The sequence below is a fragment of the Paractinoplanes hotanensis genome, assembly GCF_023717965.1.
In the GTDB taxonomy this organism is placed as follows: Bacteria; Actinomycetota; Actinomycetes; order Mycobacteriales; family Micromonosporaceae; genus Actinoplanes; species Actinoplanes polyasparticus.
Genome location: NZ_JAMQOL010000092.1, coordinates 1 through 23,151 on the forward strand (window position 1 = coordinate 1; position 23,151 = coordinate 23,151).

The following is a 23,151-nucleotide window of genomic DNA, read 5'->3' on the forward strand; positions in this document are numbered from 1 at the left end:
TTATCAAGCACCCTGTTGAGTTCTCAAAGAACAACCACACCCGGCCAACCGCTCCGGGGCACTCGCTCAACTTTACTTGGGCTTTTCCTTCTCGTCAAACCCGGGTAACTTCCCCGAAATTCGCGATCCAGAACTGCTCAAGCCCGCAAGAATCTACATCAGCTATCGCTGAAGCATTTCCTCGGGATCCCCCCAGGACGGCCGCGCCGGGCCTCTGAAGAGTCCCGCTCGCTCGCCCGTCTCCCTGGCGGCTCGGTAAACATTACAGGGCCGTGCCATGGACGCCAAATCGGCCCCCTGCGAACCACGTCACAGGGGGCCGATCAGTCAGAACCTTAAGATCGCGGCCCGCTCGCCCGAGGCACTTTCCCCAGCTCACGAGCATTTCGATCATGACCGGCGAGCACGCCAACCAGCCCACCCTCCCTAGGGGGACCCCCACAGGTCAGTGTGGTGGAAAAGAGTGATCTTTGCTTCGCGATGCGGGCCGCCCTGTGGACGGCCCGCGATTGTGGACAACGGGCGAGGCGGGGCCTACGCGGTGTATTCGACGCCGGCGAAGGTTCGCTTTCCGCGGCGCAGCACCAGGAACTGGTTGTGGAGCAGGGTGTCGGCGGTGGGCACGGCCTCGCCGTCGGTGATGCGCTCGTTGTTCACGTAGGCGCCGCCCTCGGTGATCGTGCGCCTGGCCTCGTTGGCGCTCGCCACCAGGCCCGACTCCTTGAGCAACGTGCTGTAGTTCGGCATCTCCCCCCGTACGGAAAGAAGGCCGGCCTCACTCAGGGCCGCGCGCAGCGTCTCGGGTGAGAGATCGTCGAGGGAGCCCCGCCCGAACAACGCCTGGCTGGCCATGATCGCCTGCTGTGCCTCGTCGGGGCCGTGCACCAGCGCCGTGATCTCTTCAGCCAGGGCACGCTGGGCCAGCCGGGCCTGGGGTCGGTCGGCGGTCGCCTTCTCGAGCTCTTCCAGCTCTTCCCGGCTCTTGAAGCTGAAGAACCGCAGGTAGTTGTTGACGTCGCGGTCGTCCGCGTTGATCCAGAACTGGTAGAAGGCGTACGGGCTGGTCATCTCGGGGTCGAGCCAGACCGCGCCGCCCTCGCTCTTGCCGAACTTGGTGCCGTCGGCCTTGAGCACGAGCGGGGTGGTGAAGGCATGCACCGGGCCGGCGCCGCGGCGGCGTACGAAGTCGACACCGGCGGTGATGTTGCCCCACTGGTCGGAGCCGCCGAACTGCAGCGCGCAGCCGTGCCGCTGGTTCAGCTGGTAGAAGTCGTTGGCCTGCAGCAGCTGGTAGCTGAACTCGGTGAAGCTGATGCCGCTCTCGAGGCGGTTGCGCACCACGTCGCGGGCGAGCATCTTGTTGACCGGGAAGTGCTTGCCGACATCGCGCAGGAACTCGATGACCGAGGTCGGGCCGGTCCAGTCGAGGTTGTTGACCATCGTTGCCGCGCTGTCGCCGTCGTACGTGACGAAGGGGGCCAGCTGTTCGCGGATGCGCCGGACCCAGCCCTCGATCACCTCGGGCGGGTTGAGCGTGCGTTCGGCCGATTCCCGGGGGTCGCCGATCTGGCCGGTGGCGCCGCCGACCAGCAGCAGCGGGCGGTGCCCGGCGCGCTGGAGCCGGCCCGCCGTGACGACCTGCATCAGGTGACCGACGTGCAGCGACGCGGCGGTGGGATCGAAGCCCACATAGAACGTGATCGGGTCGCCGGTGAGTGCTTCGGCCAGGGCGGCCGGGTCGGTCGAGTCCTGGATCAGTCCGCGCCAGGTCAGGTCGTCTAGGAGAGTCACCAGGCGATTGTCCCGCACCCCGCGGCCGCGACGACAGCGGGTTTCGACGCTGCGAAACGTGAGTGACAGGACCATGCTGTACGCATGAGTCGCCTGGGTAGCGGTGAGCCGCCGATCGAGATCTCCAAGAAGAAGTCTGTGGCCCGGCTCGAGGAGGCGCAGCAACGCATGTTGCGGCTGCGGCTGCTCCTCGGCGGTCAGATCGGCGAGCAGAAGATCGGGCCGCCGCTGTGCTGCGTCTTCGAGGGGTGGGACGCCTCGGGCAAGGGCGGCGCCATCAAGCGGCTGGTCGCCCCGCTCGACCCGCGGTTCGTCCGGGTGTCACAGTTCGCCGCGCCCACGTACGACGAGAAGCGCCACCACTTCCTCTGGCGCTTCTGGCCCAAGCTGCCGGGCTGGGGCGGCATGGCCGTGTTCGACCGGTCCTGGTACGGGCGGGTGCTGGTCGAGCGGGTCGAGGGTTTCGCCTCCAAGGAGCAGTGGTCGCGGGCCTACAACGAGATCGTGGAGTTCGAACGGACGCTGGTTCACGAGGGCATGATCATGGTCAAGTTCTGGATGCACGTCTCGCCCGAGGAGCAGCTGCGCCGCTTCGAGGACAGGTCGGGCGACCCGCTGCGCCAATGGAAGCTCACCGACGAGGACTGGCGGAACCGGGAGAAGCGTCCGGCGTACGAGGCCGCCATCGACGAGATGCTCGAGCGCACCGACCCGACGTGGGCGCCGTGGCACGTCATCCCCAGCAACGACAAGCACTACGCGCGCTTCGCCGTGGTGGAGGCGGTCTGCGACGCCGTCGAAGCGGAGCTGACCAAGCGCGGCATCAAGTACTGAGGGCGACAGCCGGCTTGTAGGGAGGCAGTCCGAGCTGGTCGCGGATGGACTGCTGCACCTCCTCGGCCGACGGGCGCGCGTCGATGTCGTGAATGACCTCTTTGCGGCCGAAGATGTCGAGCACCGGGCGGGTCTTCTGGTGGTAGTCGCGCAGCCGGGCGTCCAGGGCCTCGGGGGTGTCGTCGGCCCGGGTGATCAGCTCGTGGCCGCAGATGTCGCAGCGGCCCTCGATCTCGGGGCGGTCGGCGATGAGGTTGTAGTCCATCCCGCAGTTGGGGCACAGCCGGCGGCTGAGCACGCGGCGGCGTACCTCGTCGTCGGGAAGCTCGAGGTGGATGACGGCGTCGATGTCGTAGCTCTCCATGAAGAACTCGGCCTGGCGCCCGTTGCGTGGAAAGCCGTCGATGACGAAGCCGAAGTTCCAGTCGTGGCGGTCGAGGCGTTCCCGCACCACGGATTCGACCATGTCGTCGCCGACCAGTTCGCCGGCCGTCATCGTCCGGCGGACCTGGGCGCCCAGCTTGGTGTGGTTCTGCACGTTCCAGCGGAAGATGTCGCCGACCGAGATGTGCACCAGGTCGAGGTCGGTGCAGAGCAACTCGCTCTGGGTGCCCTTGCCGCTGCCCTGCACTCCCATGATCACAAACTTGCGCATGTCAGCTCTCTCCGTCGGCCGCGCCGATGCGCAGCGGTCCCGGCGCCGCGCGGCCGGTCAGGGTGGTCGGGTCGATGCTCCAGGCGTCGGCCACGGCGAGCACGTCCTTCTCGCCCACCAGGACAGTCGTCTCTTCGTCGAGCACGCCGGGCAGGCCGGCGTCGCGTTCGGCCGGGTCGGGCTCGCCGTGCCAGGACGTGACCTCACCGGTCTGCCCCACATACCCGAAAGTGCGGATCAGCTCGCCCTCGGCGGCGCGCTGCCAGCGGTGCAGTTCGGTGACCCGGTGGGTGGCGAAGAACTGCACCTCGGTGCCGAGCGTGGCCGAGAGGGCGACGACGTCGACCGGGACGTCGGGCCGCAGCAGCCGGCGGCCGGTGGCGAGCAGCCACTGCTCGTCGCGGGCGCCGGGCAGGGGCGGGGTGACCGCCACCCGGTCGTCGGTCAGGTGGGCCAGGTCGATGCCGTCGCGCCAGGGCACGGTGCCGAGGTCGCGCAGGCCGAGGGCGGCGATCACGGATTCCGGCGTCGCCCCGGGCCGATGACGGACGGCGAGCCAGGCCTGCTTGCCGCCGAATCCGGTCATTACGTCCTTAACCATGGCGTCAACGCTAGCCGGTCAGCACCGGCGGTTGTCCATCAACGGCCGCTGCTCAGCGCCAGCCGTACTCCTGGCGTAGCCGAGCGGCAACCTCGTCGAACCGGGACCGGTCGAGGATCGCGCCCTCGCGGCGGATGCCGTCGTGGTCGACCTCGATCACCCGGTCGAGCCGGATCCAGCTCGGTCGATCATCGCTGTCCCAGGCGCCGGCGCCGATGGACAGCCAGTTGTGTTCACCGTCACGGCGGTCTTTCGACGTGAGCATGAGGCCCAGGACCGTGCGACCGGAGCGGCCGACCACCAGGACCGGGCGGTCCTTGCCCTGGGAGGGGTCGTCCTCGTACGGAACCCAGGTCCACACGATCTCGCCGGGATCGGCGTCGCCGTCCAGGTTGGGCGAATACTCGATGTGCCGGCCCCGTTCGTGGGTCGGCACCTGGCGCGGACGCGGTCTGGACTGCGGTCGAGGCGCGGGAGCGGGCTGTTGCCGCGGGACGCGGGCGGGGGCGACAGCCTCCGCCACCCGGCGCAACAAGGTCTTGAGCATCTTGGCCACGGGTGCACTCTAGGCGGCGGGTATGACACCCCGACATCGGCGCCTGAGAGCCGCGGCCGGCCGGCGCGCCTAGTTCACGAAGTCCTGAGTCATCCAGGTGATGCCCTTGCTGTCCCGGACGATGCTCAGCCCGATCCGCTTGAAGCTCGGGTTGAGCAGGTTCTTGCGGTGGCCGTCGTTCGGCGGCACCTCGGCCAGCATGCTGTCGGTGAGGCCGTTGGCCGCCTTCACCTGGGCCGAGTCGCTGGCCGCGCTCGAGCCGTAGCCGATGTTCTCGCCGGCGCCCGACCACTTCACGCCCTGGGCGCTGAACCGGTCGCCGAGGCCCTTCTCGCCCGAGCACTGATGCGACAGGCCGCAGCCGTCGATCATCAGCTGGTTGTGGACCGCGGCCGCCCTCGACAGGTCGGTGTCGAGGCTGAGCGCGCCCCGGCCCTCGGCCTTGCGGGCGGCGTTGATGTGGGCGAGCACCTGCTCGACGACCGAGCCGCTGGTCTGCGGGACCGTCGTGGCCGGCTTCTTGTTCTTCGTGGCCGTCGGCCTGGGCTTCGACGTGGCCTTCTTCTTCGCCGGCGCCTTCGACGTCGGGGGCGTCGTGGTGGGGGCCGTGGAGCTGGGGGACGGCGAGTTGGGGGACGGCGACGCGGATCGCGCGGGCGGGGCCGGCTCGGTGGCGCCCTGGTCGACGAGTGCCCGGTCGACGCTGGTGTTCACGGCGCCGGTGGTGTCGGCCTGAGCGTTCTTGGTGAGCCCGGCGACGGTGAAGCCGCCGCCGATGACCACAGCGGTAGCGCCGGCCACCAGGGTGTAGCGGAAGCGGGCGGCAGCGGACATCGACACGGGACGGGTCACCTCAGGTGTGGGGGAAAAGCGCGACCCCTACTATGCGGCGCTGATCCGGCCTGGTCAGCCCGGCTAATGAGCCCTTAAGGCGCGGCTCACGGAGACCTAAGACGCCGCGGCCCGGACGGGATGCTCTCTGCCGGTGTGCTTGGCTGTTCCGGTGAACGAATCCTGGCTGGCGAGGTCAAGGCGTACTTCCAAGGTCTTTTCGGCTGCTACGGGGCACGTGGCGTCGATAGGCGCTGACGGTGGGGTCGCCGACGATGGAGAATCGCCACGCCAGATCGTGCGCAGCGGTCACACCAACACGAGGACCAGCTAGGACGTGTTCGTCCGGCACCGGCTCAGTCGGAGGATGCAAGGTCAGCGGGCCCGTGCCATCAACCACCGATGTGCCGTACGCCGTCAGTTGCAAGCCAAGCGCCTCGACCAGGCGCGCCGGCCCTGAAGCGAGATCGACGTCGCGCTTGGCTGCCGGCCGCCGGGAGCGGGCCAGGTCGGCGCCACGCACTACATGTCCAGCTCGCAAGAGAACTGCCGCAGGCTCCCCTGCCGGTCCGCAAGTCACATTCGCACAGGTATGCAGTCCGTATATGCGGTAGAGATAGAGGTGACCCGCTGGGCCGAACATGGCTGCGTTACGGGCGGTGCGGCCGCGGTGGGCGTGGCTGGCCGGGTCTTGACCCAGACCCAAATATGCCTCGGTCTCAGTGATCCGGATGGTGACGCCGTTAGCAACAGCCAGCCAGCCGAGGAGGGTACGCGCCGTTTCAGCGACATCGGCCGCGGGAGCACCGAGCCAGGCGTAGGTCATGCTCCGAGCAAAGCAGAGGGCCCCCGAGCAAGGAACAGCGGCTCACCGGCACACAGCGCCGTTCCTGGCGGGCGGACCGCCCGCGGTGAGACTGCCGAGAAGCTGCAACCGCTCGTGCGAGGCCGAGCCCGCCTCGGCCGTGGCGGTCACCAGCACCGTGTCGGCCGTCGCCAGGCTCGCCAGGGCTTGCTGGGTGAGCCTGAGCCGGCCGACCTGAGGGTGGTCGAGGTCGACGACCGTCACGGTGCAGGCGCGCACCCGGTGGCGTAGCCACATCCGTTCGAAGTCGGGGCTGTTGACGATCAGCTCACCAACGAGGTCGGACAGCGCGGTGTTGTGCGGTTCCCGGCCGGCGTTGAGGCGCAGCATCGCTGTCAGGCTCTCGGCCTTGGCCCTCCAGTCCACATAGAACTCCCGGCACCACGGGTCGAGAAAGACCATGCGGGCGAGGTTCGGCCGCCGGCAGGGCTGATCGACCAGACTCCGGTCAAGGTGGGGTGCGTAGAGCGCGTGTCCCACCCGGTTCCAGGCGAGCACGTCCAGCGTGCTGTCGTGGGCGAAGGCCGGGACGCCCGGCATGGCTTCGAGCAGCGCGAGCAATGCGGGCGCGAGTCGGGGAGTACGCCGGCGTGGCCCGCGTCGTCGATGCTGGGCCGCCGTGGCGAGGTTCAGCAGGTGGCCCTCCTCGTACTCGTCGAGGTGCAGGGCGCGGGCGATGGCGCCCAGGATCTCCGGCGACGCGTGCTCGGCCCGGCCCTGCTCCAGGCTGATGTAGTAGGAGACGCTCACCCCAGCCAGCTGCGCGATCTCCTCCCGGCGCAGGCCGGGCACGCGTCGTCTGTTCCCTTGGACGGACAGCCCCAGACTCGCCGGTGTCACCCTGGTGCGCAACGAACGGAGGTAGGTGCCGAGCCCCGGCGCGCTGACGGACATGTCGTCACGGTACGTGAGATTCTCCGGCGGTGACTACCTCTGGCAGTGGTACCTTCCCGCAGCGTACGGTCGGCTGAGGTCTTGGCCGGAAGCGGACCGGCCTGCAGGCTCGGATCCATGTTCACCACCACCGTGGGTGATGTCGACATCATCCGGATCGACGAGGCGTGCGGGGCGATCGGCATGCTCCAGCGCGACCTCGTACCGAACCTGCCCGAGACCCTGTGGCAGCGCAACGAATTCCTGCTCGTACCCGAACACATGGACGCCGCCGACGGCCAGGCGCTGCTCGCGTTCCGCAGCTGGCTGGTGCGTAGCGGCGGGCGGACGATCCTGGTCGACACCGGCGTCGGCAACGGTAAGCAGCGTCCGGCCGTTCCCGCCTGGCACCTGCGCAGCGAGGACACTTACCTGGCGAATCTCGCCGCCGCCGGGGTCCACCCCGAGGACGTCGACATCGTCGTCAACACCCATCTGCACGCCGACCACGTCGGCTGGAACACCCGGCTCGATGGCGAGACCTGGGTGCCGACCTTCCCTAACGCCCGCTACCTGATGCCCGCCGCCGACGTGGAATTCTGGGATCCCCTGAACCGGCCGGAGGCGGACGCCGGCGTCAATCAGAATGTCTTCGCCGACAGCGTGGCGCCGGTCCTGGTCGCGGGGCTGGTCGAGACCTGGGACGAGGGCCGGCAGCTCGACGCCGGCCTGACGATCGAGACCGCACCTGGGCACACCCCCGGTTCCAGCGTCGTGAAGGTGTCCTCCCGGGGCCAGCACGCGCTGCTCGCCGGTGACCTGCTGCACTCGCCGGTCCAGGTGCCGCACGACGACTACAACAGCTGTTTCTGCGAGGACGCCGACGGGGCCCGCTCCGCTCGTCGCCAGCTGCTCGGCTGGGCCGCGGACCACCGCGCGATCGTCCTGCCGGCCCACCTGGCCGGCTCCGGCACGCTGACCGTGACCCGCCGTGGCAGCGGCTTCGCGGTCGCCGGGGCGACGGCATGAACGACCCGGCCGTCATCATCACCACCACCGCGGGCCAGGTCCGAGGGCGGCGGCTTCCGGGCGTACGGGTGTTCCACGGTGTCCCGTACGCGAAAGGCCCGATCGGCGCCGAGCGTTTCCGGGCTCCATCGCCTCATCCCGGCTGGTCCGGCGTCCGCGACGCGACCGAGCACGGTCCGACCGCGCCGCAAACAGCGCGGGATGCCTTCGGCACCCTGGACATGTCGCCGTATTTCGGTCCGGGTTGGCGGCGCGGCGAAGACTATCTGACCGTCGACGTCTGGGCGCCGGAGGCTGTGGCCAACGCGCCGGTCATGGTGTTCGTACACGGCGGCGGCTTCGCCGCGGGCTCGGCCAGCAGCCCGCTCTACGACGGCTCTGCGTTCGCCCGCGACGGCGTGATCCTCGTAGTCGTGCAGTACCGGCTCGGGGTCACCGGCTTCCTCAGCCTGCCGGACGCGCCGGACAACCGCGGCCTGCTCGACGTGATCGCCGCGCTCGGCTGGGTCCGGGAGGAGATCGCCGGGTTCGGCGGTGACCCCGGCAACGTCACCGTCTTCGGTCAATCGGCCGGGGCGATCCTGCTCTCCGCCCTTCTCGCCGAACCCACCGCCGCGGGACTGGCCCGGCGGGCCGTACTGCAGAGCGGCACCGGCACTGGCGCGTTCACCCCGGAGCAGGCCGCGATCGTCACGGAAGCGGTCGCTCGCAAGCTCGGCCGGAAGCCTCTCGCCGCCGCGTTCGCCAGCCTCTCCGACGACGACCTGGTCGCGGTGGTGCCACAAATCGCCGGCGTCGAGATCCCCGACCACCCGCTCGGCGGCATCACGACCTTCAGCGTGGTGCTCGACCGCCAGCCGGCGAACACGCCCGCCGCGGCGATCCCGCTGCTGATCGGATCCAATCTGGATGAGGGTGCTCTCTATCTCGGTCCGCTCGGCAAGCTCGGCGCGGTCACCGATTCCGACGTGCGGGAGGAGGCCGCCCGCTTCCACGCCCGCCCGGACGATCTCGTCGACGCGTACCGCCGATCGCGGCCGGACGCGGATCCGGCGGAACTGCGTACCGCCGTACTCTCCGACGCGCTGTTCGGGCTCGGCACCCGGCGCCTGGCCGACGCGCATCCGGGCCCCGTCCACCGTTACGAGTTCCGCTGGCGTTCCCCGTCCATCCGCTCCGGTCACACGGTGGAACTGCCGTTCGTCTTCGGCACGCTGCACGCGGCGAAACCCCTCGTTGGAGACCAGCCACCGGAGGGGCTGGCCGAGCGGATGCGCCACGCCTGGATCGCGTTTGCCCGCACCGGCGATCCCGGCTGGCCCGCGCACGGCGTCCAGGTCATCGACCGGACGTGGGAGCACGTCGACGACGTACGCACCGACGAGTTCGCCGCCTGGGGACCACGGGGCCTGCTCACTCTCCTGCTGCCGCGTCCGGGCGCTGCTGCGGCGTACGAATCGGCGGTACGCGACGGCGGGCTGATCATCACGTCCGGGCACCTTCCCCTGCTCGGCGGCGCCCTACCGGCAACTGGAAAGGTCGGCAGCGGCCCCGGCTCGGTGGACCCGATGACCGCCCGCAGGCTCGCGCGCAGATGCGCCCTCAACGCCCTGGCCGCCGTCGCCGAACTGGCCGGCGGGCTCGACCGTGTCGACCGAGTCGTCAAGATGACCGGCTACGTCGCCAGCGAGCCTGGCTTCACCGGGCAACCCGAGGTCGTCGACGGAGCGTCGCTGCTGCTGCGCGACGTCTTCGGGGAGGCAGGCAGGCACGCTCGCAGCGCCATCGGCGTGGCCGCGTTGCCTCGGGACGCGCCGGTCGAGGTCGAACTCACCGTCCGGTTGAGCCCGTAGGCCAGTCAGGAGGCGCCGAAGGCGGTGATGAGGTTTCGTCGCCGACGCGACAGCCGCCATTTCCCCTGCTGAGACGACGTAACAGTGGCTGAGCGGTCGAGGGCTGGGATCCCTTGGCGCGGCGGTGTCGAGGCGCTCTGCTCGGCACAGCTCAGGGGCCTAAATGCCATCTTGGGCCAAGTCTGCCAATCATGATGCATTTACGGATGCCGCAGCGAACTTCGCCTCCCGTTGCCCGCCCGGCACAAGGTCGAGATCGGTCGCCCGGCGGCCTGAGAGGCCGGTTTGTGAGGTTTCCGTAGTTCGTCATCGCTCGATGTCGTGACCTTTGAGCTGTGCCGATGTCCGACCGGCCGGGGTGCGGGTTGAGCTGGTCATGGGCGAGCGGAAGGCGTATCCCAGTGACCTCACCGACGACCAGTGGGCGGTGGTAGGCCCGTTCCTGGATGCGTGGAAAGCGAAGCATCCGTCGGTGTCGGGCCATCAGGGCCGCTACTCGTTGCGGGAGATTCTGAACTCGATCTTCTATCAGAACCGGACCGGGTGTCAGTGGACGTATCTGCCGCATGACCTGCCACCGAAGTCCGCCACCTATTACTACTTCGCGTTGTGGCGCGACGATGGCACCGACCAGGCGATCCATGATCTGCTGCGCTGCCAGGCCAGGGAGAAGGCCGGCCGCCGCGAAGATCCGTCCGCGGTCGTGCTGGACACACAGTCGATTCGCGCCGCCAACCACGTCCCGGCCGCGACGACCGGCAAGGACGCCGGCAAGAAAGTGCCGGGCCGTAAACGCGGGCTGGCCGTCGACGCGCTCGGGTTGATCATCGCGGTGGTGGTGACCGCCGCAAGCGTCACCGACACCGCAATCGGTGTCCGGCTTCTGGACAAGGTCGTCGAGCACACCCCGACCGTCACCCTGGCCTGGGTCGACGCCGGATTTAAACACGACCTGGGCATCCACGGCGCCGTGCTCGGCGTCGATGTCGAGGTCGTCAAGCGCAGCGACACGAAACCGGGGTTCGTACCGATCGCGAAGCGGTGGGTCGTCGAGCAGGTCAACGGCACGTTGATGCTGCACCGCCGGCTGGTCCGCGAGTACGAAAGCCGCCCGGAATCCAGCGTGTCGCGCACCCTGTGGGCCTCAGCGGCCAACCTTGTACGCCGGTTGACCGGCACCAGCACCCCGTCCTGGCGGTGAGCGGTCGTGAACACCACGACCATTCTCGACCTGATCGCCGCCCGCGAAGCCGCCGCGGCCGCCACGCGCGACCACCTGCGCCAGCAACAGGCCAAGCTCGCCGCTGAGGTGGCCGCCATCGACGCCGAACTGGCCGACCTGGCGACCACCCGCCAAACCCTGACCAAGATCCTCGAAGACGAGGTCACCGCATCCGAGCCGGCCGTCATCAGCGAGCCCTACCAGCAGATCCTTGCCGTGTTCACTGCTCACAGCGGCGCCCTGCGCGCGAAAGACGTCTGTCTCGCGCTGGGCATCGGCACCGAGCCCAAGGACACCGAAGGCATCCGCGCGAAGCTGAAACGCCTGGTCAACCGGCACATCCTGGCCGAAGGCCAACCCGGCCTGTTCACCCTTACCGAGAAACGGGCATAACCTCCCGGACCACCCTCTGAGTTGTAGCGGTTCAGTGACCAGGCCGGCCGAGGCGGTCAGGAGGGTACGGGTTTCGGCGTCTTGGCCGTGACCACCGGCAAAGATCTCACACGGCGGTGAACCCGGGGTCGGGCTCCAGCCTGTCCAAGGTGTGGGTGGCCAGCGCCGCGATGTCGCCGTCGAGGAACGGGAAGTGCGGGACCGGGGCCGGAGCCTCGGTCGCGGCGCGGACGTCGGCCAGGACGGCGGGGGCGGGATCGTCGAGCAACTGCGCCAGTCCGATCGCGGTGGCCCACCGCTCGGCCAGATTGGTGGCCCCCTCCCAGCGGGCGGTGATGGCCGCGGCGGCCGCCGGATCGCCCGTGCCACGGGCGCAGATGCCGACGGCGACGGCGGCCGCCGATGCCACGACCGGATCCTCGCCGCCGCTCAGCGGGAGCAGGGCCGGAACCACCGCCGCCGCGTCCTCGGGGAAGTAGGCCAACAGCTGGGCGGCGTAGATCCGGACGCCGAGGTGGTCGGCCGTCAGCGCCGCGAGATACACCGGCACGCCGGCCCGCACGGCGTCGTAGGCCTCGACGTTCCAGCGGTCGGCGAGGCGGTCCCGCTCGACATTCGTGTAGGAGGCGGTGAGCTCGCGGGCGGCGCGCTCCTCGGGATCGGCGGCGGCGCTGACCCAGGCGGCCAGGTCGGCCTCGAGTTCCTCGACCGTCAGGCCGGCCCGCCGAGCCGCCTCCCGCCGCCCGTGCGCGAAGTCGGGCCGCTCACTGAGAGTGAATCCTCGTTACCGAGGGCGATCCGCCACAGCAGCGAACAGGCGACGAACCGGTCCGGCCCAGCGGGGTCGGCCACGACGTCGATGACGAACGGCGCCGCCGCGGCCGAGGCCGGGGAACGCGACCCCTGGTGCACCAGACGATCGGAGAGGTAGCGGTAACCGAGCGCCCGGCGCTCCGGGTCGTCCGACCAGATTGCGTGGAGGGCGACGGGAACCTCTGCGGGCGGGCCGAACACCTCGAGCGCGGCCCAGTCGACGGACTCCACATCGCTTCGGCGCTCCGGCATGCGGCCACGGTACAAGGCCAGCTATCTCTGCCAGTCCGGAATCGCAGGCCGGCACTCGGGAATCAGGATCGGCGCTACCCCGCACGGGCCGTACCGGATCAGGAAGTAGAGATCGGCGGCCAGGGCGAAGGCGCCCAGGGCGCCGGCCGTTCCACTCATCCCCCGGCCCACGTTGCCGCCACCACCGCGGGCGCACCAGCGTGCCTCCCGCGGCCGGCGCTTCCGCCGGCAGAAGCGGTTGCGGCTTCATCTTGATCGGCGCCCGCGGCGACACGATGGTTCCCTTCAGCTGCGCGGACGAGTTCGCCGCGCCGAACGGCACGGGCGCCTTACCGGGTTCGGGTCATGCTCTACACCCCCACAGAGGATGTCTGATCAACGTCCTTGTGGTGTTACGGGTCGGGCATGCCCTCTGTCCCGTCGCAGGCTCGGTGTGGCCGCCTTCGCAGGAATATGACAGTTGCGTGAAAGTACGCCGCGAGGGGCTGCTGCGGCGTTTCGGCCGAGAAGCCGTGCGGAATGGAACGGTGCGACCCCTGTAGACGAGGAGCAACATCGTGGAAGTCACCGGCATCATCACCGCCATCGTCATCGGCCTGATCATCGGCGCACTCGGCCGGCTCGTTGTGCCGGGCAAGCAGAACATCCCGATCTGGCTGACCCTGGTCATCGGCGTGGTCGCCGCCGTCCTCGGCACGTTGCTCGCCGGGGCGCTGGGGGTGGCGGAGACCCCGGGTATCGACTGGATCGAGCTGCTCCTGCAGATCGGCTTCGCCGCAGCCGGCGTGGCGGTCATCGCCGGCGTCCGCGGGCGCAGTCGAGTCTGAGACGGTCGTGGCAGGGCTGAGTCCCGGCTCGCGGGTTCGCGCGCGTGCCGGGACGCGGATCTTGCAACAGCCGGTTCGCCAGCCCGTCACCGGGTACGACCCCAGAGGTGACCGACTCAACGGGCACGACGAAAGTGGAGGTTTGCTATGGGCATCGACGATAAGTTCGACAACAAATCCGAAGAGCTCGGGGGCAAGGCCAAGGAAGGCATCGGCAAGGCCACCGACGACGAGCAGCTCGAGGCCGAGGGCAAAACCGACCAGAGCAAGTCCAACATCAAGCAGGCCGGCGAGAAGATCAAGGACGCGTTCAAGTCCTGACAGCCTGGCCAGCGCTCCGGCACCAGCCAACGGGCCGCGACGATCACCCGTCGCGGCCCGTTTCGCCGTCTCTCCCTGCCCTGCACCAGGATCATCCCGGGATTCCCGGAGCAGCGCAGATGGACCACGAGGCTCCGACCGCCAGATTCGCGGCCGGCGCGATCTTCATGACCGACGACTACCTAGGCCGGTGCGATGAGGGCCCGGTAGTGCTCGGCCGTGGCTGGTTGTCCAGACAGTGATCCGTCCCCGCGGGGGATGTCGAGTGGTTGACCGTTGCGCAGGAATGTGACCGTGGTGACCTTGGGCCGGCTGGTGAGGGTGCAGACGATCTGGCCGAAGGCGAGGATCTTGTCCGTGCGGTTTATGTCGGTCAGGTTGTCGATCACCTCGACGGTGGCGCGAGTGCCGGAAATGCGGATGCCCGTGATCGTGAGGGTGCCGGTCAGGACACTGGTGATGTCGGCGTCTTCTTCGGCGTCGGTGGGCCCGGCGTGTAGCGCTTGACGCAGGTCATCGACGGTGGCGGGTGTGTGGATGCGGCGTATTACGGCGACGAGTTTGTCATTGCGCACAAAGTAGATGGGCTGCGCGACGGTGCCTTCTGATCGCTGCGGTTCAGCAGGGCCGGCGGGTTCCGAGGGTTCGGACAGCCCGCGCGATGGTGGTAGCTCACGCGGTGTCTGTTCGGCAGGTACGCCGCAGCCTGCGAGCAGTAGTGCGGTGGTGGCCAGCGCGGCGAGGCGGCGGTTCATGGGGTGCACTCGGGTAGTTCGACGCGGAACCGGGTGCCACCGCCGGGCCGGTCGTGCACGGTGACACGCCCGCCGTGGGCTTGGGCGTGCTGGGTGACCAAAGCCAGCCCGAGGCCGGTGCCGTCGGTGGTGGCACGCCCGGCGTTGCGTCCTCGGACGAATCGGCCGAAGATGATCTGTTTCTCGTCGTCGGTGATGCCGGGGCCTTGGTCATCAACGTCCAGGTAGTAGGTGGACGCAGTGGCGCTGATGCGCACGTCGGTAGGTGCGCCGGCGTATCGCACGGCGTTGTCGATCAGGTTGCCGAGCAGTTGGGTGATGCGACGCCGGTCAACGTGCCAGGTGGTGTCGACGCCGGCGTCGACGGTGACAAGGCTGTCGGGCAGGTTCCGGGTACGGCATGCCTGGCGGGCCAGGGCGGCGATGTCGGTCGGGCCGCGCTCGGCGGGCTGGTCGCTTCGGGCCAGCTCGAGCAGGTCGGTGACCAGGGCTTGGAAGCGGGTGATTTCGGTGGCGACGAGGTCGGCGGCGGTCGCGGTGCGTGTGTCGAGGTGTTCGCGGCTGCGGGTCAGGACGCTGGTGGCCGCCGACAGGGTTTGCAGGGGTGAGCGCAGTTCGTGGCTGACGTCGGCGGCGAAGCGCCGGTCGTGTTGCAGGCGTTGCGACATTTCGTCGACCATGTGGTTGAACGAAGTGGTGAGCCGTTCGAGGTCGGGTTCGGTGGTGGGGTCGAGTCGGGTGCCGTATCCGCCGGCGGTGATGGATTCGGCGGCGTCGGCTACCGCCGCGAGCGGTTGCAGGGCGTGGCGGGTGGTGTACCAGCCCAGCGCCGCCCCGGCCGCTCCTGTCATGATCGCCGCAACCGTGAGGCTGAGCGCGAGCAGGTACAGAGTGGACTCGAGTTCGTCGAGGGAGCCGATCTCGTAGAACGTGGCCGACGCCGACAGCGGTACCGCGACCACCAGGGCGGGTCGGCCGTCGGTGTGGATCCTTTGCATCCCGGCGCGGCCGGGCCGGCTGAAGCCCTGCAAGGTTTGCGGGATGGCGGTCTCGACGTCGACGCCGGCCTCGATGGCGTACCAGGTACCGTCGCGGCGCAGCACCGCCTGCCGGTTCTCGCCGGTGTCGAGGGCTCGCAGGGCCTGCGCGATGTCGGGTCGGTCCCCGTCGAGGCCGGCGCGGACGACGGCGGCGTCGGAGATGGCTGCCCGGGCGAGGGTGCGTTCACGTTGCTCGATGAGCATGTCGCGGGTCAACTGGTAGGACACCAGCGCCATCGCCGCCGACAGGGTCAGCGCACCGGCTGCGAAGCCGGCGGTGACCCTGGTGCGCAGGCCGGCGCGCTTCATCGTTGCAGTTTGTAGCCGAGGCCACGGACGGTGACCAGGCGCAACGGGTTACGCGGGTCGGTTTCGATCTTGTGGCGGAGCCGGCCGACGTGCACATCGACGATGCGTTCGTCGCCGAAGTCGTACTCCCATACCTGCTGGAGCAGCTGCTGGCGGGACAGCACCCGACCTGAGTGCTCGGCCAGCTCGCACAGCAGCCGGAACTCGGTCCGGGTGAGCGCGACGGCGTCGCCGGCCACCCGAACCTCGCCCGCCTCAGCGACGATCTCCAGGTCGCCGAACCGCAGGGCCGGTATCGGCTCGGCCAGGGTGGTGCGCGAGCGCCGGCGCAGGGCCCGCAACCGCGCGGACAACTCTTTCACGGCGACGGGCTTGGTGACGTAATCGTCGGCGCCGGCCTCCAGCGCGGCCACGATGTCATGGGTATCGTCGCGGGCGCTGACCACGACGATGGGAACGTCGTCGTCGCGCCGCAGCTGCCGGATGGTCTCGAAGCCGTCCATACCGGGCAGCATCAGGTCGACCAGGACGGTGTCGGCGGGCTGGGAGCGCTGGGCGTGCAGCCCGCCCTCACCGGTACCGGCCCCTCGCACGGTGTAGCCCTCGTCCTCCAAAGCCAGCATCAATGACACGCGGATCCCGTCATCGTCTTCGATCACCAACACTGCGCTCATGAGTGCATCATTGCCCGCTTCGCGCCGGAACACTCGCGGCCGCGAGGCCTCGGCCGGATTGACATCGGACTGACTTAACTACGGGCAGAGACCTCCACACCGCCCGAACAGTCTCGTAGTAGACGAGGGCGGGAGATGGAGAGATGCGGACAGCGGAGATGCCGGGGTGATCTCGACGGTGCAGGTTCGGGTCGATCAGGACCTGGACCTCGCTTCCGTGGGTGAGATCGGCGCCGTGCTCGACACCGCGATGGGCCTGCACCCAGCGCGTCTGGTCGTCGATCTGGCTGGCTGTCCGTTCATCGACGCGTCCGGCGTCAGCCTGCTGCTTGCCGCGCATCGTCGGGCCCGCCAGTGCGATGGGCGGTTGGTGCTGCGATCGGCCTCTCCGCTGGTGCGTCGTGTGCTGCACCTCGCCCGCGTCTATGACGTCCTGACCGTCGAGACGCCGGCCCGTACAGAAGACGACGCCCGGCCTGAGAAGCAAGCACAAGAAAGGTAAATCATGACCGTCTCGGGAATTGTCACCGCTGTGGTCGTCGGCTTGATCGTCGGCGCGCTGGGGCGCTTGGTCGTTCCGGGTAAGCAGAACATCCCCATTTGGCTGACCATGGCCATCGGCGTGGTGGCGGCCCTGCTCGGCACCATCTTCGCCCGGGCCGCCGGTATCGAAACCTCCGGTTTCAGCCTGCTCACCCTGCTGATCCAAATTGGCTTGGCCGCTCTGGGGGTTGCGGTCGTCGCCGGCACCGCTGGACGCCGCCGCGCACCCAGGGTGCGCTGAGCACACCCCGGCCCCGCCCCAACTGTGGAGGTACCGCTATGCGAGCCCTGTTCATCGCCGTCGGCGTCGTCGCCCTCGTGCTCATCCTGCTCGGCATCATCATCGAAGCCGTCCAATGGCTGCTGATCATCGGACTGGTCGCGCTCGTCGCGGCGATCGTCCTCGGCGTCGTGCACACCCGCCGGGCGATGCAATAGAACTCATCCCGCACTGCCAGTGAAAGTACTCAAACAGAAAAGGTGACGCTGCATGTCCGGCTACGGCATACAACTGGCGCTGGTGCTGATCCTGGTGCTGCTCAACGCCGCGTTCGCCGGCAGCGAAATGGCCCTTGTCACCCTGCGGGACAGCCAGCTGCAACGCCTGGAACGCGCCTCGCGCGGCGGGCAGGTCCTGGCCAAACTGGCGCGTGACCCGAACCGGTTCCTGGCCACCATCCAGATCGGCATCACCATGGCCGGTTTCCTGGCCTCCGCCGCCGCAGCGGTATCGCTGGCCGAACCACTGATCGGCCCGCTGGGCTTCCTCGGCTCCGCCGCCGAACCCGTCGCCGTCGTCCTGGTCACCATCGTCCTGGCATACATCACCCTGGTACTGGGCGAGCTGGCACCCAAACGCATCGCCATGCAACGCGCCGAAGGATGGGCGCTGCTCGTCGCCCGCCCACTGAACATACTCGCGACCGCGTCGCGACCCGCGGTGTGGCTGCTCGGTAAGTCCACCGACCTGGTCGTGCGGCTCACCGGTGGTGACCCGCATGCCGCACGCGAAGAGGTCAGCACCGAGGAGATCCGCGACATGGTCGCCACGCAGGGCGGCTTCTCCGCCGAGCAGCGCACCATCATCAGCGGCGCGTTCGAGATCGCCGACCGCATCCTGCGGGAAATCCTGGTGCCGCGCCGCGACGTCACCCACCTCCCGGCCGCCCTGCCCGTCGCGGAGGCGCTGCGCACGCTCATTGCCTCCGGGCACTCCCGCGCGCCGGTGACCGGACCCGTCGGCCTCGACGACGTCATCGGCGTCGTGCACCTACGCGATCTCGTCAATGCCGACGGGACGGTCGGTGAGCACGCCAACCCGCCGCTGTTCGTACCCGAAACTCTGAAGGTCTCCGACGCCCTGCGGCAGATGCGCCAGCAGCACCAGCAGTTCGCCCTGATCGTCGACGAGCGCGGCGCCGTCGACGGCATCGTCACCATGGAGGACCTCGTCGAGGAGATCGTCGGCGAAATCTACGACGAGACCGACCGTGACGTACAGGCCGTCGAGCACGAACCTGACGACGCGATGCTGGTGACCGGCGCGTTCCCCCTTCATGACCTGCCCGACATAGGCGTGGACCTCGACGCCGAACCCGACGGCGACTACACCACCATCGCCGGGCTGGTCCTGGCCCGCCTCGGCCACATCCCCACCACCGCCGGTGAGCAGGTCGACCTCGGCGGGCACACCGTGCACGTCGTCGAGGTCACCGGACACGCCATCACCAGAGTGCGGCTTCGCCCCCACCCGGACCACCAGGCCGACGATGCCCAGACCCCGGCGGTGCACCCCGTGTCAGCATAGGACCGACGGGCTCGGCAGGCACCCGCCGCGGACAGGCCCCTCGGCCGCAGGGCGGCAGGGCGTCGACCGCACTCAGCCGCAACGTCGAACTGACCTGCCGGCACAGCAACCAGGTGACAACCGCGCGGGCACTCACCGCGCACCCGCCGTCACGGAATCTCTTCCCATGCCCGGCCGACAACGGCCGGACAACTGGAGGAGATTTCTGAATGCGACGCGCCAAGCTGCCGAAGTCTGTGACAGCTCTGACCGCCGTAATCGCCGGCACCGCCGCCATTCTGGTGCCGAATGCCGCCGCGGCGGCCGAGGTGAACCTGACGGTCAAGGCCACCGACGACACCTACACCTCAAACGGCCGCAAGACCACCACGTTCGGCTCGGACGACAAGCTCGCCGTGGGCAAACTCGGCGCAGACGCCAAGACGGCCTATGTCAAATTCACCGTCCCGGCTGGCACCGAGGTACGTAAGGCGGTGCTCTTCCTGCGCCCGCTCAGCACGCCGAAGGGAAAGATCACCGTCTCCCGAGTGGTCGGCACATCGTGGACCGAGGCGAAGCTGACCTCCGGGAATGCCCCCAAGCTCGGTCTGCCGGTCGCCTCGGTCACCCCGAAAGCCGCGGACAGCCGTGTCGGTTTCGACCTGAGCCACGAGGTGTACGGACCCGGCACCTACTCGTTCGCGCTGACCTCATCGCTGACCAACGCCGTGGTGAGATTCCAGTCGACCGAGAACCGCGCCGGCGGCGGTCCCGAACTGGTCATCACCACCAACACCAAGGTTGCCGTGAACCCGGCGCCCGCCAAGCCGACGACCCCGATCGTTGCCGGCGACTACTCCCGCTGCGTCACCGGCGCCAAGCTGGTGCCGTCCTGCGGAGTGCTGTGGGGCGGCGCGGCCGGTGGTTTCACCAGCCTGCCGCGCGACGTCGAGCACAAGAACTGGGAGAAGCTCAGCGGCCGCACCGCGACGATCTTCCACACCTACCACAAGGGCGACGAGGCGTTCCCGACCAAGTCCGAGATCGCCATGACCTCCGAAGCCGCCACTCCGCGCGTGCTGTTGCTGAACTGGAAGATCGCGTACGGCTCCACCTGGGCCAAGGTCGCCCAGGGTGAGCAGGACAAGCGGATCGACGCGTTCGCCACCCGGATCAAGGCGTACGGGAAGAAGACCTTCCTCGTGCTGCACCACGAGCCGGAGAACGAGGTCGTCGCCAAGGCCGGATCCGGCTGGCAGGCCACCGACTATGCCGCCATGTACCGCCACACCATCCAGCGCCTGCGCGCCAAGGGCGTGACCAACGTCGTCAACGTCATGGCCTACATGGGCAACGAGAAGTGGCTGGCGCAGACCTGGTGGAAGGACCTGTACCCGGGCAACGACATCGTCGACTGGATCGGCCTGGACTCCTACGTCTCGGTCGAGAAGGGCTACTACCACTACGGCACCTTCGCCGACCTGCTCGACCGCAAGCCCACGGGCGGCGGCCTCGGCTTCTACGAGTGGGCCACCACGAAGAACCCCGGCAAGCCGATCATGGTCGCCGAGTGGGGCGCCTACCACCGCATCGGCAAGACCACCGACAAGTCAGCCGTCTACAACAGCGTCCTGCCCGAACTGGTCAAGCGGCCCGCTATCAAGGCGATCGTGCACTTCGACACCAAGGCCGACGACGAAGGCGACCGCGACATCAGCATCGGCAGCACCCCGGCCGGCCTGGCCTCCTTCAAAAAGCTGGCCGCCAGCCCGATCTTCAACGTCAAACTCGGCTGATCCCCGCTTCGGCCGACACGAGAAGCGCCGCCCGGCGAAACCCGGGCGGCGCTTCTCGCGGCACGCTTCCGCTCGACACCCGTGCTGCTGCGCGCCGGCGAGGTCGTCGACGGTCTCGCGTACGCCCAGGAAAGTGTCGTAGGGCGCTGCTACCAAGGTGGCATGGAGAAGCCTCGCGTAGTCGTGTCCGTGGCCACGTCCGTCGACGGGCGGGTCGGCCTGCGCCGTGACCGCCCCCTGATGACGACCGACGACGGCAAGGTCTGGGAGACGTTACGACCACCCAGTTCCGCGGCCGTCGAGGAAGCGCGCACCGCCCTGCTCGACCGGCTCTACTCCCCCACCGCCACGCTCGAGGGCAGCGGGTCGATGGTGCCGCCGTCGGCCGGTCCGCTGACCGGGCTGCCCCCGGCCACCTCCGACGACGTGTACGACGACTTCCTGGCCGTCGAGGCCGAGCGGTGGTTCACGGTGGTCGACGGCCGGGGCCGGGTGCGGTGGACGATGAAGGAAGCCGGCGGGCAACACCTGCTGGTGCTGGTCTCGCACGCGACGCCGGCAGCCTACCTGGCCTATCTGCGGCGTGAGGGCATCAGCTACCTGGTCGCCGGCACACAGCGGGTCGATCTGGGGGCCGCCCTGCGGCGGATGCGCTCGCGGCTGGGGGTCACCTGCGTGGTCTCCTCGGGCGGCGGCGGGCTGAACGGCGCGCTGCTGCGGGCCGGCCTGGTCGACGAGATCCAGCTGATCGTGCTGCCCGCCGCCATCGGCGGCAACGGGCCGGGCGTGTTCGACGGGCCCGCGCTGGCCGACGGCGAGTTCCCGACCCGGCTGCGCCTGCTGTCCTCGAACACCGAGACCGACGGCACGCTCTGGTTGCGCTACGAGGTGACCCGCTCTCGCTGAAAACGGCCACACTCGGGCGGCCGGGCCGATAACGTCCGGACATGGTTCCGCAGCGGTGGTTGCTGGTGTGCGGCGCGATGTGTTCCGCCGGCCTGCTCTGGTCGGCCGTGCTCATCGCCGCCCTGGTGGCCGGGGTGCGCCTGGTGCCGACCGGGTGGGCGGTGGGGGTGGCCGCGGCCCTGTCCGTGCCGGGTGTGATCGCCGGCGTCGTCGGCAACCGCTGGTATTACCGCACGACCCGGCCCCGCAGCCCGTGGAGCCTGACCTCGTGGGTGCCGCCGCACGTGCCGCACTGGGCGAGCATGCTGGCCGGGGTGCTGTTCTTCGCCTTCTGGCTGGCCGTGGTGGTGGCCTTCGCCGGGCTCGACGGCAAGACCGAGCTGCGCGACGGCCAGTACGTGCTGACCGTCGACGACCGCACCACCGTCGTGACCGAGTCCGACTACTCCCACCAGGGCGACCTCGAGCAGCAGATCTCCCTGGGCGTCCTGGGCGCCCTGGCCGTCGGCGGCACCTTCATGACCGGGGCCGTGCTCACTCACCACGCCGCCCCGCAGCCCACCGAGACCCAGTCGGCCGGGCTACCGCTGGCCTGACCGGTCGTCGATGGCCCAGCGCAGGAAGTCGTACGTCTCCTGGCCCCGCTCGGCCGGGTCGTCATAGGCGGTCGGCTCGTCCGGTCGCTCCCGGATGCGCAGGGCGTCGATCCCGAGCCGGCGCCAGCGGGGGTCCAGCTCGGCCACGATGTAGCGACCGGCGCCGCTCTTCGACGTCAGCTCGTCCTTGACCAGCAGGTGGTGCAGGCGGGCGACGCCGAGCACCACCCACAGCACGGACGGCTCGTGCCGGCCGAGTTCGGCGACGGCGACGTCCTGCTCGATCTGCGTGCGGATCGACCGCCAGTACGTGTCGAGGTTGTTCCGTGTGAACTCGCGCAGCTCGGACCGGTCGGTGTGCACCGGCGGCAGTTCGCCCCGGATCACCACGGCCCGCTCGGCCAGCTCGTGCCAGGTGACCGGATTGATGTCGATCTTGCCGTCGGGGTCGAACTCGCCCCGGAAGAAGGCCGGTCGCCGCCCGACGGTCAACGCCGAGACGCCGAGGTCGTCCGGCGAGCAGTGAAAGCCGTCGAACACCACCTCGGGGTGTCTCGCCTTCGTCGCCTCGTGGGCCTCGGCGAGGGCGGTGTGGTCGGGCGGCTTGGCCCACACGCCGACGAAGTCGACGTCGCTGCCGGCGAAGAACTCGCCCCAGCAGATCGACCCGTGCAGGAAAAGCCCGGTGAGCGCCTCGGGCTGCCGGGCGTCGATCTCGGTCAGGAACGTGCGGGCGACATCCACGCCGGGCACCCTAGTGCTTGCGTACGGCTTGCGCCTGCCTCGACCGTTAAACCGGTGGAACGACGGCGCCCGGCGTCGATATGTTGCGGGCTCAGCCGATGAAGGACTGTCCCTTGTACATCCTGTGAGCTTTTCCCAGCGCTGATCCCTCGCGCGTCGCGCTTTCGCGCCGCGTTTCTTCTTGCTGCGAATTTCTCACGGGAACCGGTGTTTCTCGACTTTCGCACTTTCGGGGGTCTGCGGGCCGCGGTAAGGCAGACGGTCACGGTGTGTGCGTCGTGAAGGA

General features: G+C 69.1%; 28 protein-coding genes and 1 pseudogene. 15 read left to right on the forward strand and 14 right to left on the reverse strand.

The window, feature by feature from the left end; genetic code table 11:
* Positions 1 to 534: 534 nt before the first annotated feature.
* Positions 535 to 1,791, reverse strand: coding sequence for a tyrosine--tRNA ligase (gene tyrS, locus LXN57_RS46650; RefSeq protein WP_251804766.1), 1,257 nt, complete (start codon positions 1,789 to 1,791; stop codon positions 535 to 537).
* A gap of 84 nt (positions 1,792 to 1,875) precedes the next feature.
* Between tyrS and LXN57_RS46655 the strand changes: the two genes are divergently transcribed.
* On the forward strand, positions 1,876 to 2,625 hold the full coding sequence (locus LXN57_RS46655; RefSeq protein WP_251804767.1) for a polyphosphate kinase 2 family protein: 750 nt from the start codon (positions 1,876 to 1,878) through the stop codon (positions 2,623 to 2,625).
* On the opposite strand, the gene LXN57_RS46660 is transcribed toward LXN57_RS46655, so the two are convergent.
* The 6 genes from LXN57_RS46660 to LXN57_RS46685 all read right to left on the reverse strand — a co-directional run bounded on the left by LXN57_RS46660 (position 2,615) and on the right by LXN57_RS46685 (position 7,027).
* A complete protein-coding gene (locus LXN57_RS46660; protein ID WP_251804768.1) occupies positions 2,615 to 3,280 on the reverse strand; it encodes an adenylate kinase family protein in 666 nt (221 codons plus the stop codon). The two genes, LXN57_RS46655 and LXN57_RS46660, sit on opposite strands and share 11 nt — an antisense overlap.
* A 1-nt stretch (position 3,281) precedes the next feature.
* Positions 3,282 to 3,881: a hypothetical protein gene (locus tag LXN57_RS46665; protein ID WP_251804769.1), complete on the reverse strand. Its 600-nt coding sequence runs from the start codon at positions 3,879 to 3,881 to the stop codon at positions 3,282 to 3,284.
* Between the two features lie 52 nt (positions 3,882 to 3,933).
* Positions 3,934 to 4,428 carry a type II toxin-antitoxin system PemK/MazF family toxin gene (locus LXN57_RS46670; protein WP_251804792.1) on the reverse strand — a complete coding sequence of 165 codons (495 nt, stop codon included), beginning with the start codon at positions 4,426 to 4,428 and terminating at the stop codon, positions 3,934 to 3,936.
* 78 nt (positions 4,429 to 4,506) lie between these two features.
* A complete protein-coding gene (locus LXN57_RS46675) occupies positions 4,507 to 5,271 on the reverse strand; it encodes a CAP domain-containing protein (RefSeq protein WP_251804793.1) in 765 nt (254 codons plus the stop codon).
* A 193-nt stretch (positions 5,272 to 5,464) separates the two neighbouring features.
* Positions 5,465 to 6,094: a DNA-3-methyladenine glycosylase gene (locus tag LXN57_RS46680; RefSeq protein WP_251804770.1), complete on the reverse strand. Its 630-nt coding sequence runs from the start codon at positions 6,092 to 6,094 to the stop codon at positions 5,465 to 5,467.
* Positions 6,095 to 6,136: 42 nt separating this feature from the next.
* Positions 6,137 to 7,027: a helix-turn-helix domain-containing protein gene (locus LXN57_RS46685; protein ID WP_251804771.1), complete on the reverse strand. Its 891-nt coding sequence runs from the start codon at positions 7,025 to 7,027 to the stop codon at positions 6,137 to 6,139.
* 117 nt (positions 7,028 to 7,144) lie between these two features.
* On the opposite strand from LXN57_RS46685, the gene LXN57_RS46690 reads away from it, so the two are divergent.
* The 5 genes and pseudogenes from LXN57_RS46690 to LXN57_RS46705 all read left to right on the forward strand — a co-directional run bounded on the left by LXN57_RS46690 (position 7,145) and on the right by LXN57_RS46705 (position 11,503).
* Positions 7,145 to 8,035 carry an MBL fold metallo-hydrolase gene (locus LXN57_RS46690; RefSeq protein ID WP_251804772.1) on the forward strand — a complete coding sequence of 297 codons (891 nt, stop codon included), beginning with the start codon at positions 7,145 to 7,147 and terminating at the stop codon, positions 8,033 to 8,035.
* A pseudogene (locus LXN57_RS46695) lies at positions 8,032 to 9,387 on the forward strand (carboxylesterase/lipase family protein); the annotation flags it as partial. The gene LXN57_RS46690 and the pseudogene LXN57_RS46695, both read left to right, overlap by 4 nt.
* A 57-nt stretch (positions 9,388 to 9,444) precedes the next feature.
* Positions 9,445 to 9,888, forward strand: a complete 444-nt coding sequence (locus tag LXN57_RS48255; RefSeq protein WP_438872992.1) for a RidA family protein — start codon at positions 9,445 to 9,447, stop codon at positions 9,886 to 9,888.
* 376 nt (positions 9,889 to 10,264) lie between these two features.
* Positions 10,265 to 11,089 carry an IS5 family transposase gene (locus tag LXN57_RS46700; RefSeq protein ID WP_251804774.1) on the forward strand — a complete coding sequence of 275 codons (825 nt, stop codon included), beginning with the start codon at positions 10,265 to 10,267 and terminating at the stop codon, positions 11,087 to 11,089.
* Between the two features lie 6 nt (positions 11,090 to 11,095).
* On the forward strand, positions 11,096 to 11,503 hold the full coding sequence (locus LXN57_RS46705) for a hypothetical protein (RefSeq protein ID WP_251804775.1): 408 nt from the start codon (positions 11,096 to 11,098) through the stop codon (positions 11,501 to 11,503).
* Positions 11,504 to 11,609: 106 nt separating this feature from the next.
* Here the strand turns inward: LXN57_RS46705 and LXN57_RS46710 are convergent, their stop codons facing one another.
* The 3 genes from LXN57_RS46710 to LXN57_RS46720 all read right to left on the reverse strand — a co-directional run bounded on the left by LXN57_RS46710 (position 11,610) and on the right by LXN57_RS46720 (position 12,727).
* Positions 11,610 to 12,053 (reverse strand): HEAT repeat domain-containing protein, encoded by a 444-nt coding sequence (locus LXN57_RS46710; protein ID WP_251804776.1) that lies wholly within the window; start codon positions 12,051 to 12,053, stop codon positions 11,610 to 11,612.
* A 161-nt stretch (positions 12,054 to 12,214) separates the two neighbouring features.
* Entirely contained in the window at positions 12,215 to 12,568 is a 354-nt protein-coding gene (locus tag LXN57_RS46715) for a hypothetical protein (RefSeq protein WP_251804777.1), read from the reverse strand.
* A 21-nt stretch (positions 12,569 to 12,589) separates the two neighbouring features.
* A complete protein-coding gene (locus tag LXN57_RS46720) occupies positions 12,590 to 12,727 on the reverse strand; it encodes a hypothetical protein (RefSeq protein ID WP_251804778.1) in 138 nt (45 codons plus the stop codon).
* Positions 12,728 to 13,125: 398 nt separating this feature from the next.
* On the opposite strand from LXN57_RS46720, the gene LXN57_RS46725 reads away from it, so the two are divergent.
* Positions 13,126 to 13,395: a GlsB/YeaQ/YmgE family stress response membrane protein gene (locus tag LXN57_RS46725; protein WP_251804779.1), complete on the forward strand. Its 270-nt coding sequence runs from the start codon at positions 13,126 to 13,128 to the stop codon at positions 13,393 to 13,395.
* A gap of 147 nt (positions 13,396 to 13,542) precedes the next feature.
* Entirely contained in the window at positions 13,543 to 13,716 is a 174-nt protein-coding gene (locus tag LXN57_RS46730; RefSeq protein ID WP_251804780.1) for a CsbD family protein, read from the forward strand.
* A gap of 182 nt (positions 13,717 to 13,898) precedes the next feature.
* On the opposite strand, the gene LXN57_RS46735 is transcribed toward LXN57_RS46730, so the two are convergent.
* Genes LXN57_RS46735 through LXN57_RS46745 form a run of 3 tightly spaced genes read right to left on the reverse strand, consistent with a single transcriptional unit; the run spans position 13,899 to position 16,494 of the window.
* On the reverse strand, positions 13,899 to 14,471 hold the full coding sequence (locus LXN57_RS46735) for a GerMN domain-containing protein (protein WP_251804781.1): 573 nt from the start codon (positions 14,469 to 14,471) through the stop codon (positions 13,899 to 13,901).
* Entirely contained in the window at positions 14,468 to 15,820 is a 1,353-nt protein-coding gene (locus LXN57_RS46740; protein ID WP_251804782.1) for a HAMP domain-containing sensor histidine kinase, read from the reverse strand. The genes LXN57_RS46735 and LXN57_RS46740 overlap by 4 nt, the downstream gene beginning before the upstream one ends.
* Positions 15,817 to 16,494: a response regulator transcription factor gene (locus LXN57_RS46745; protein ID WP_251804783.1), complete on the reverse strand. Its 678-nt coding sequence runs from the start codon at positions 16,492 to 16,494 to the stop codon at positions 15,817 to 15,819. The genes LXN57_RS46740 and LXN57_RS46745 overlap by 4 nt, the downstream gene beginning before the upstream one ends.
* Positions 16,495 to 16,660: 166 nt before the next feature.
* On the opposite strand from LXN57_RS46745, the gene LXN57_RS46750 reads away from it, so the two are divergent.
* The 7 genes from LXN57_RS46750 to LXN57_RS46780 all read left to right on the forward strand — a co-directional run bounded on the left by LXN57_RS46750 (position 16,661) and on the right by LXN57_RS46780 (position 22,121).
* Entirely contained in the window at positions 16,661 to 16,996 is a 336-nt protein-coding gene (locus LXN57_RS46750) for an STAS domain-containing protein (protein WP_251804784.1), read from the forward strand.
* Positions 16,997 to 16,999: 3 nt separating this feature from the next.
* On the forward strand, positions 17,000 to 17,278 hold the full coding sequence (locus tag LXN57_RS46755) for a GlsB/YeaQ/YmgE family stress response membrane protein (protein WP_251804785.1): 279 nt from the start codon (positions 17,000 to 17,002) through the stop codon (positions 17,276 to 17,278).
* A 38-nt stretch (positions 17,279 to 17,316) separates the two neighbouring features.
* On the forward strand, positions 17,317 to 17,475 hold the full coding sequence (locus LXN57_RS46760) for a hypothetical protein (protein WP_251804786.1): 159 nt from the start codon (positions 17,317 to 17,319) through the stop codon (positions 17,473 to 17,475).
* A gap of 52 nt (positions 17,476 to 17,527) precedes the next feature.
* The gene (locus LXN57_RS46765; protein WP_251804787.1) at positions 17,528 to 18,844 is read left to right on the forward strand and encodes a hemolysin family protein; all 1,317 of its coding nucleotides are present in this window, start codon (positions 17,528 to 17,530) and stop codon (positions 18,842 to 18,844) included.
* 209 nt (positions 18,845 to 19,053) lie between these two features.
* The gene (locus LXN57_RS46770) at positions 19,054 to 20,619 is read left to right on the forward strand and encodes a CBM96 family carbohydrate-binding protein (protein ID WP_251804788.1); all 1,566 of its coding nucleotides are present in this window, start codon (positions 19,054 to 19,056) and stop codon (positions 20,617 to 20,619) included.
* Between the two features lie 162 nt (positions 20,620 to 20,781).
* Positions 20,782 to 21,525, forward strand: a complete 744-nt coding sequence (locus tag LXN57_RS46775) for a dihydrofolate reductase family protein (protein WP_251804789.1) — start codon at positions 20,782 to 20,784, stop codon at positions 21,523 to 21,525.
* A 41-nt stretch (positions 21,526 to 21,566) separates the two neighbouring features.
* On the forward strand, positions 21,567 to 22,121 hold the full coding sequence (locus LXN57_RS46780) for a hypothetical protein (RefSeq protein ID WP_251804790.1): 555 nt from the start codon (positions 21,567 to 21,569) through the stop codon (positions 22,119 to 22,121).
* Here the strand turns inward: LXN57_RS46780 and LXN57_RS46785 are convergent.
* Positions 22,107 to 22,865 (reverse strand): hypothetical protein, encoded by a 759-nt coding sequence (locus tag LXN57_RS46785; protein WP_251804791.1) that lies wholly within the window; start codon positions 22,863 to 22,865, stop codon positions 22,107 to 22,109. The two genes, LXN57_RS46780 and LXN57_RS46785, sit on opposite strands and share 15 nt — an antisense overlap.
* Positions 22,866 to 23,151: the final 286 nt, after the last annotated feature.

Coding starts and splice junctions, on each gene's coding strand:
- LXN57_RS46655 (WP_251804767.1), top strand. CDS start 1,876: ATGAGTCGCCTGGGTAGCGGTGAGCCGCCGATCGAGATCTCCAAGAAG.
- LXN57_RS46660 (WP_251804768.1), bottom strand. CDS start 3,280: ATGCGCAAGTTTGTGATCATGGGAGTGCAGGGCAGCGGCAAGGGCACC.
- LXN57_RS46665 (WP_251804769.1), bottom strand. CDS start 3,881: ATGGTTAAGGACGTAATGACCGGATTCGGCGGCAAGCAGGCCTGGCTC.
- LXN57_RS46670 (WP_251804792.1), bottom strand. CDS start 4,428: ATGCTCAAGACCTTGTTGCGCCGGGTGGCGGAGGCTGTCGCCCCCGCC.
- LXN57_RS46675 (WP_251804793.1), bottom strand. CDS start 5,271: ATGTCCGCTGCCGCCCGCTTCCGCTACACCCTGGTGGCCGGCGCTACC.
- LXN57_RS46680 (WP_251804770.1), bottom strand. CDS start 6,094: ATGACCTACGCCTGGCTCGGTGCTCCCGCGGCCGATGTCGCTGAAACG.
- LXN57_RS46685 (WP_251804771.1), bottom strand. CDS start 7,027: ATGTCCGTCAGCGCGCCGGGGCTCGGCACCTACCTCCGTTCGTTGCGC.
- LXN57_RS46690 (WP_251804772.1), top strand. CDS start 7,145: ATGTTCACCACCACCGTGGGTGATGTCGACATCATCCGGATCGACGAG.
- LXN57_RS46700 (WP_251804774.1), top strand. CDS start 10,265: ATGGGCGAGCGGAAGGCGTATCCCAGTGACCTCACCGACGACCAGTGG.
- LXN57_RS46715 (WP_251804777.1), bottom strand. CDS start 12,568: ATGCCGGAGCGCCGAAGCGATGTGGAGTCCGTCGACTGGGCCGCGCTC.
- LXN57_RS46720 (WP_251804778.1), bottom strand. CDS start 12,727: ATGAGTGGAACGGCCGGCGCCCTGGGCGCCTTCGCCCTGGCCGCCGAT.
- LXN57_RS46730 (WP_251804780.1), top strand. CDS start 13,543: ATGGGCATCGACGATAAGTTCGACAACAAATCCGAAGAGCTCGGGGGC.
- LXN57_RS46735 (WP_251804781.1), bottom strand. CDS start 14,471: ATGAACCGCCGCCTCGCCGCGCTGGCCACCACCGCACTACTGCTCGCA.
- LXN57_RS46740 (WP_251804782.1), bottom strand. CDS start 15,820: ATGAAGCGCGCCGGCCTGCGCACCAGGGTCACCGCCGGCTTCGCAGCC.
- LXN57_RS46745 (WP_251804783.1), bottom strand. CDS start 16,494: ATGAGCGCAGTGTTGGTGATCGAAGACGATGACGGGATCCGCGTGTCA.
- LXN57_RS46755 (WP_251804785.1), top strand. CDS start 17,000: ATGACCGTCTCGGGAATTGTCACCGCTGTGGTCGTCGGCTTGATCGTC.
- LXN57_RS46760 (WP_251804786.1), top strand. CDS start 17,317: ATGCGAGCCCTGTTCATCGCCGTCGGCGTCGTCGCCCTCGTGCTCATC.
- LXN57_RS46765 (WP_251804787.1), top strand. CDS start 17,528: ATGTCCGGCTACGGCATACAACTGGCGCTGGTGCTGATCCTGGTGCTG.
- LXN57_RS46770 (WP_251804788.1), top strand. CDS start 19,054: ATGCGACGCGCCAAGCTGCCGAAGTCTGTGACAGCTCTGACCGCCGTA.
- LXN57_RS46775 (WP_251804789.1), top strand. CDS start 20,782: ATGGAGAAGCCTCGCGTAGTCGTGTCCGTGGCCACGTCCGTCGACGGG.
- LXN57_RS46780 (WP_251804790.1), top strand. CDS start 21,567: ATGGTTCCGCAGCGGTGGTTGCTGGTGTGCGGCGCGATGTGTTCCGCC.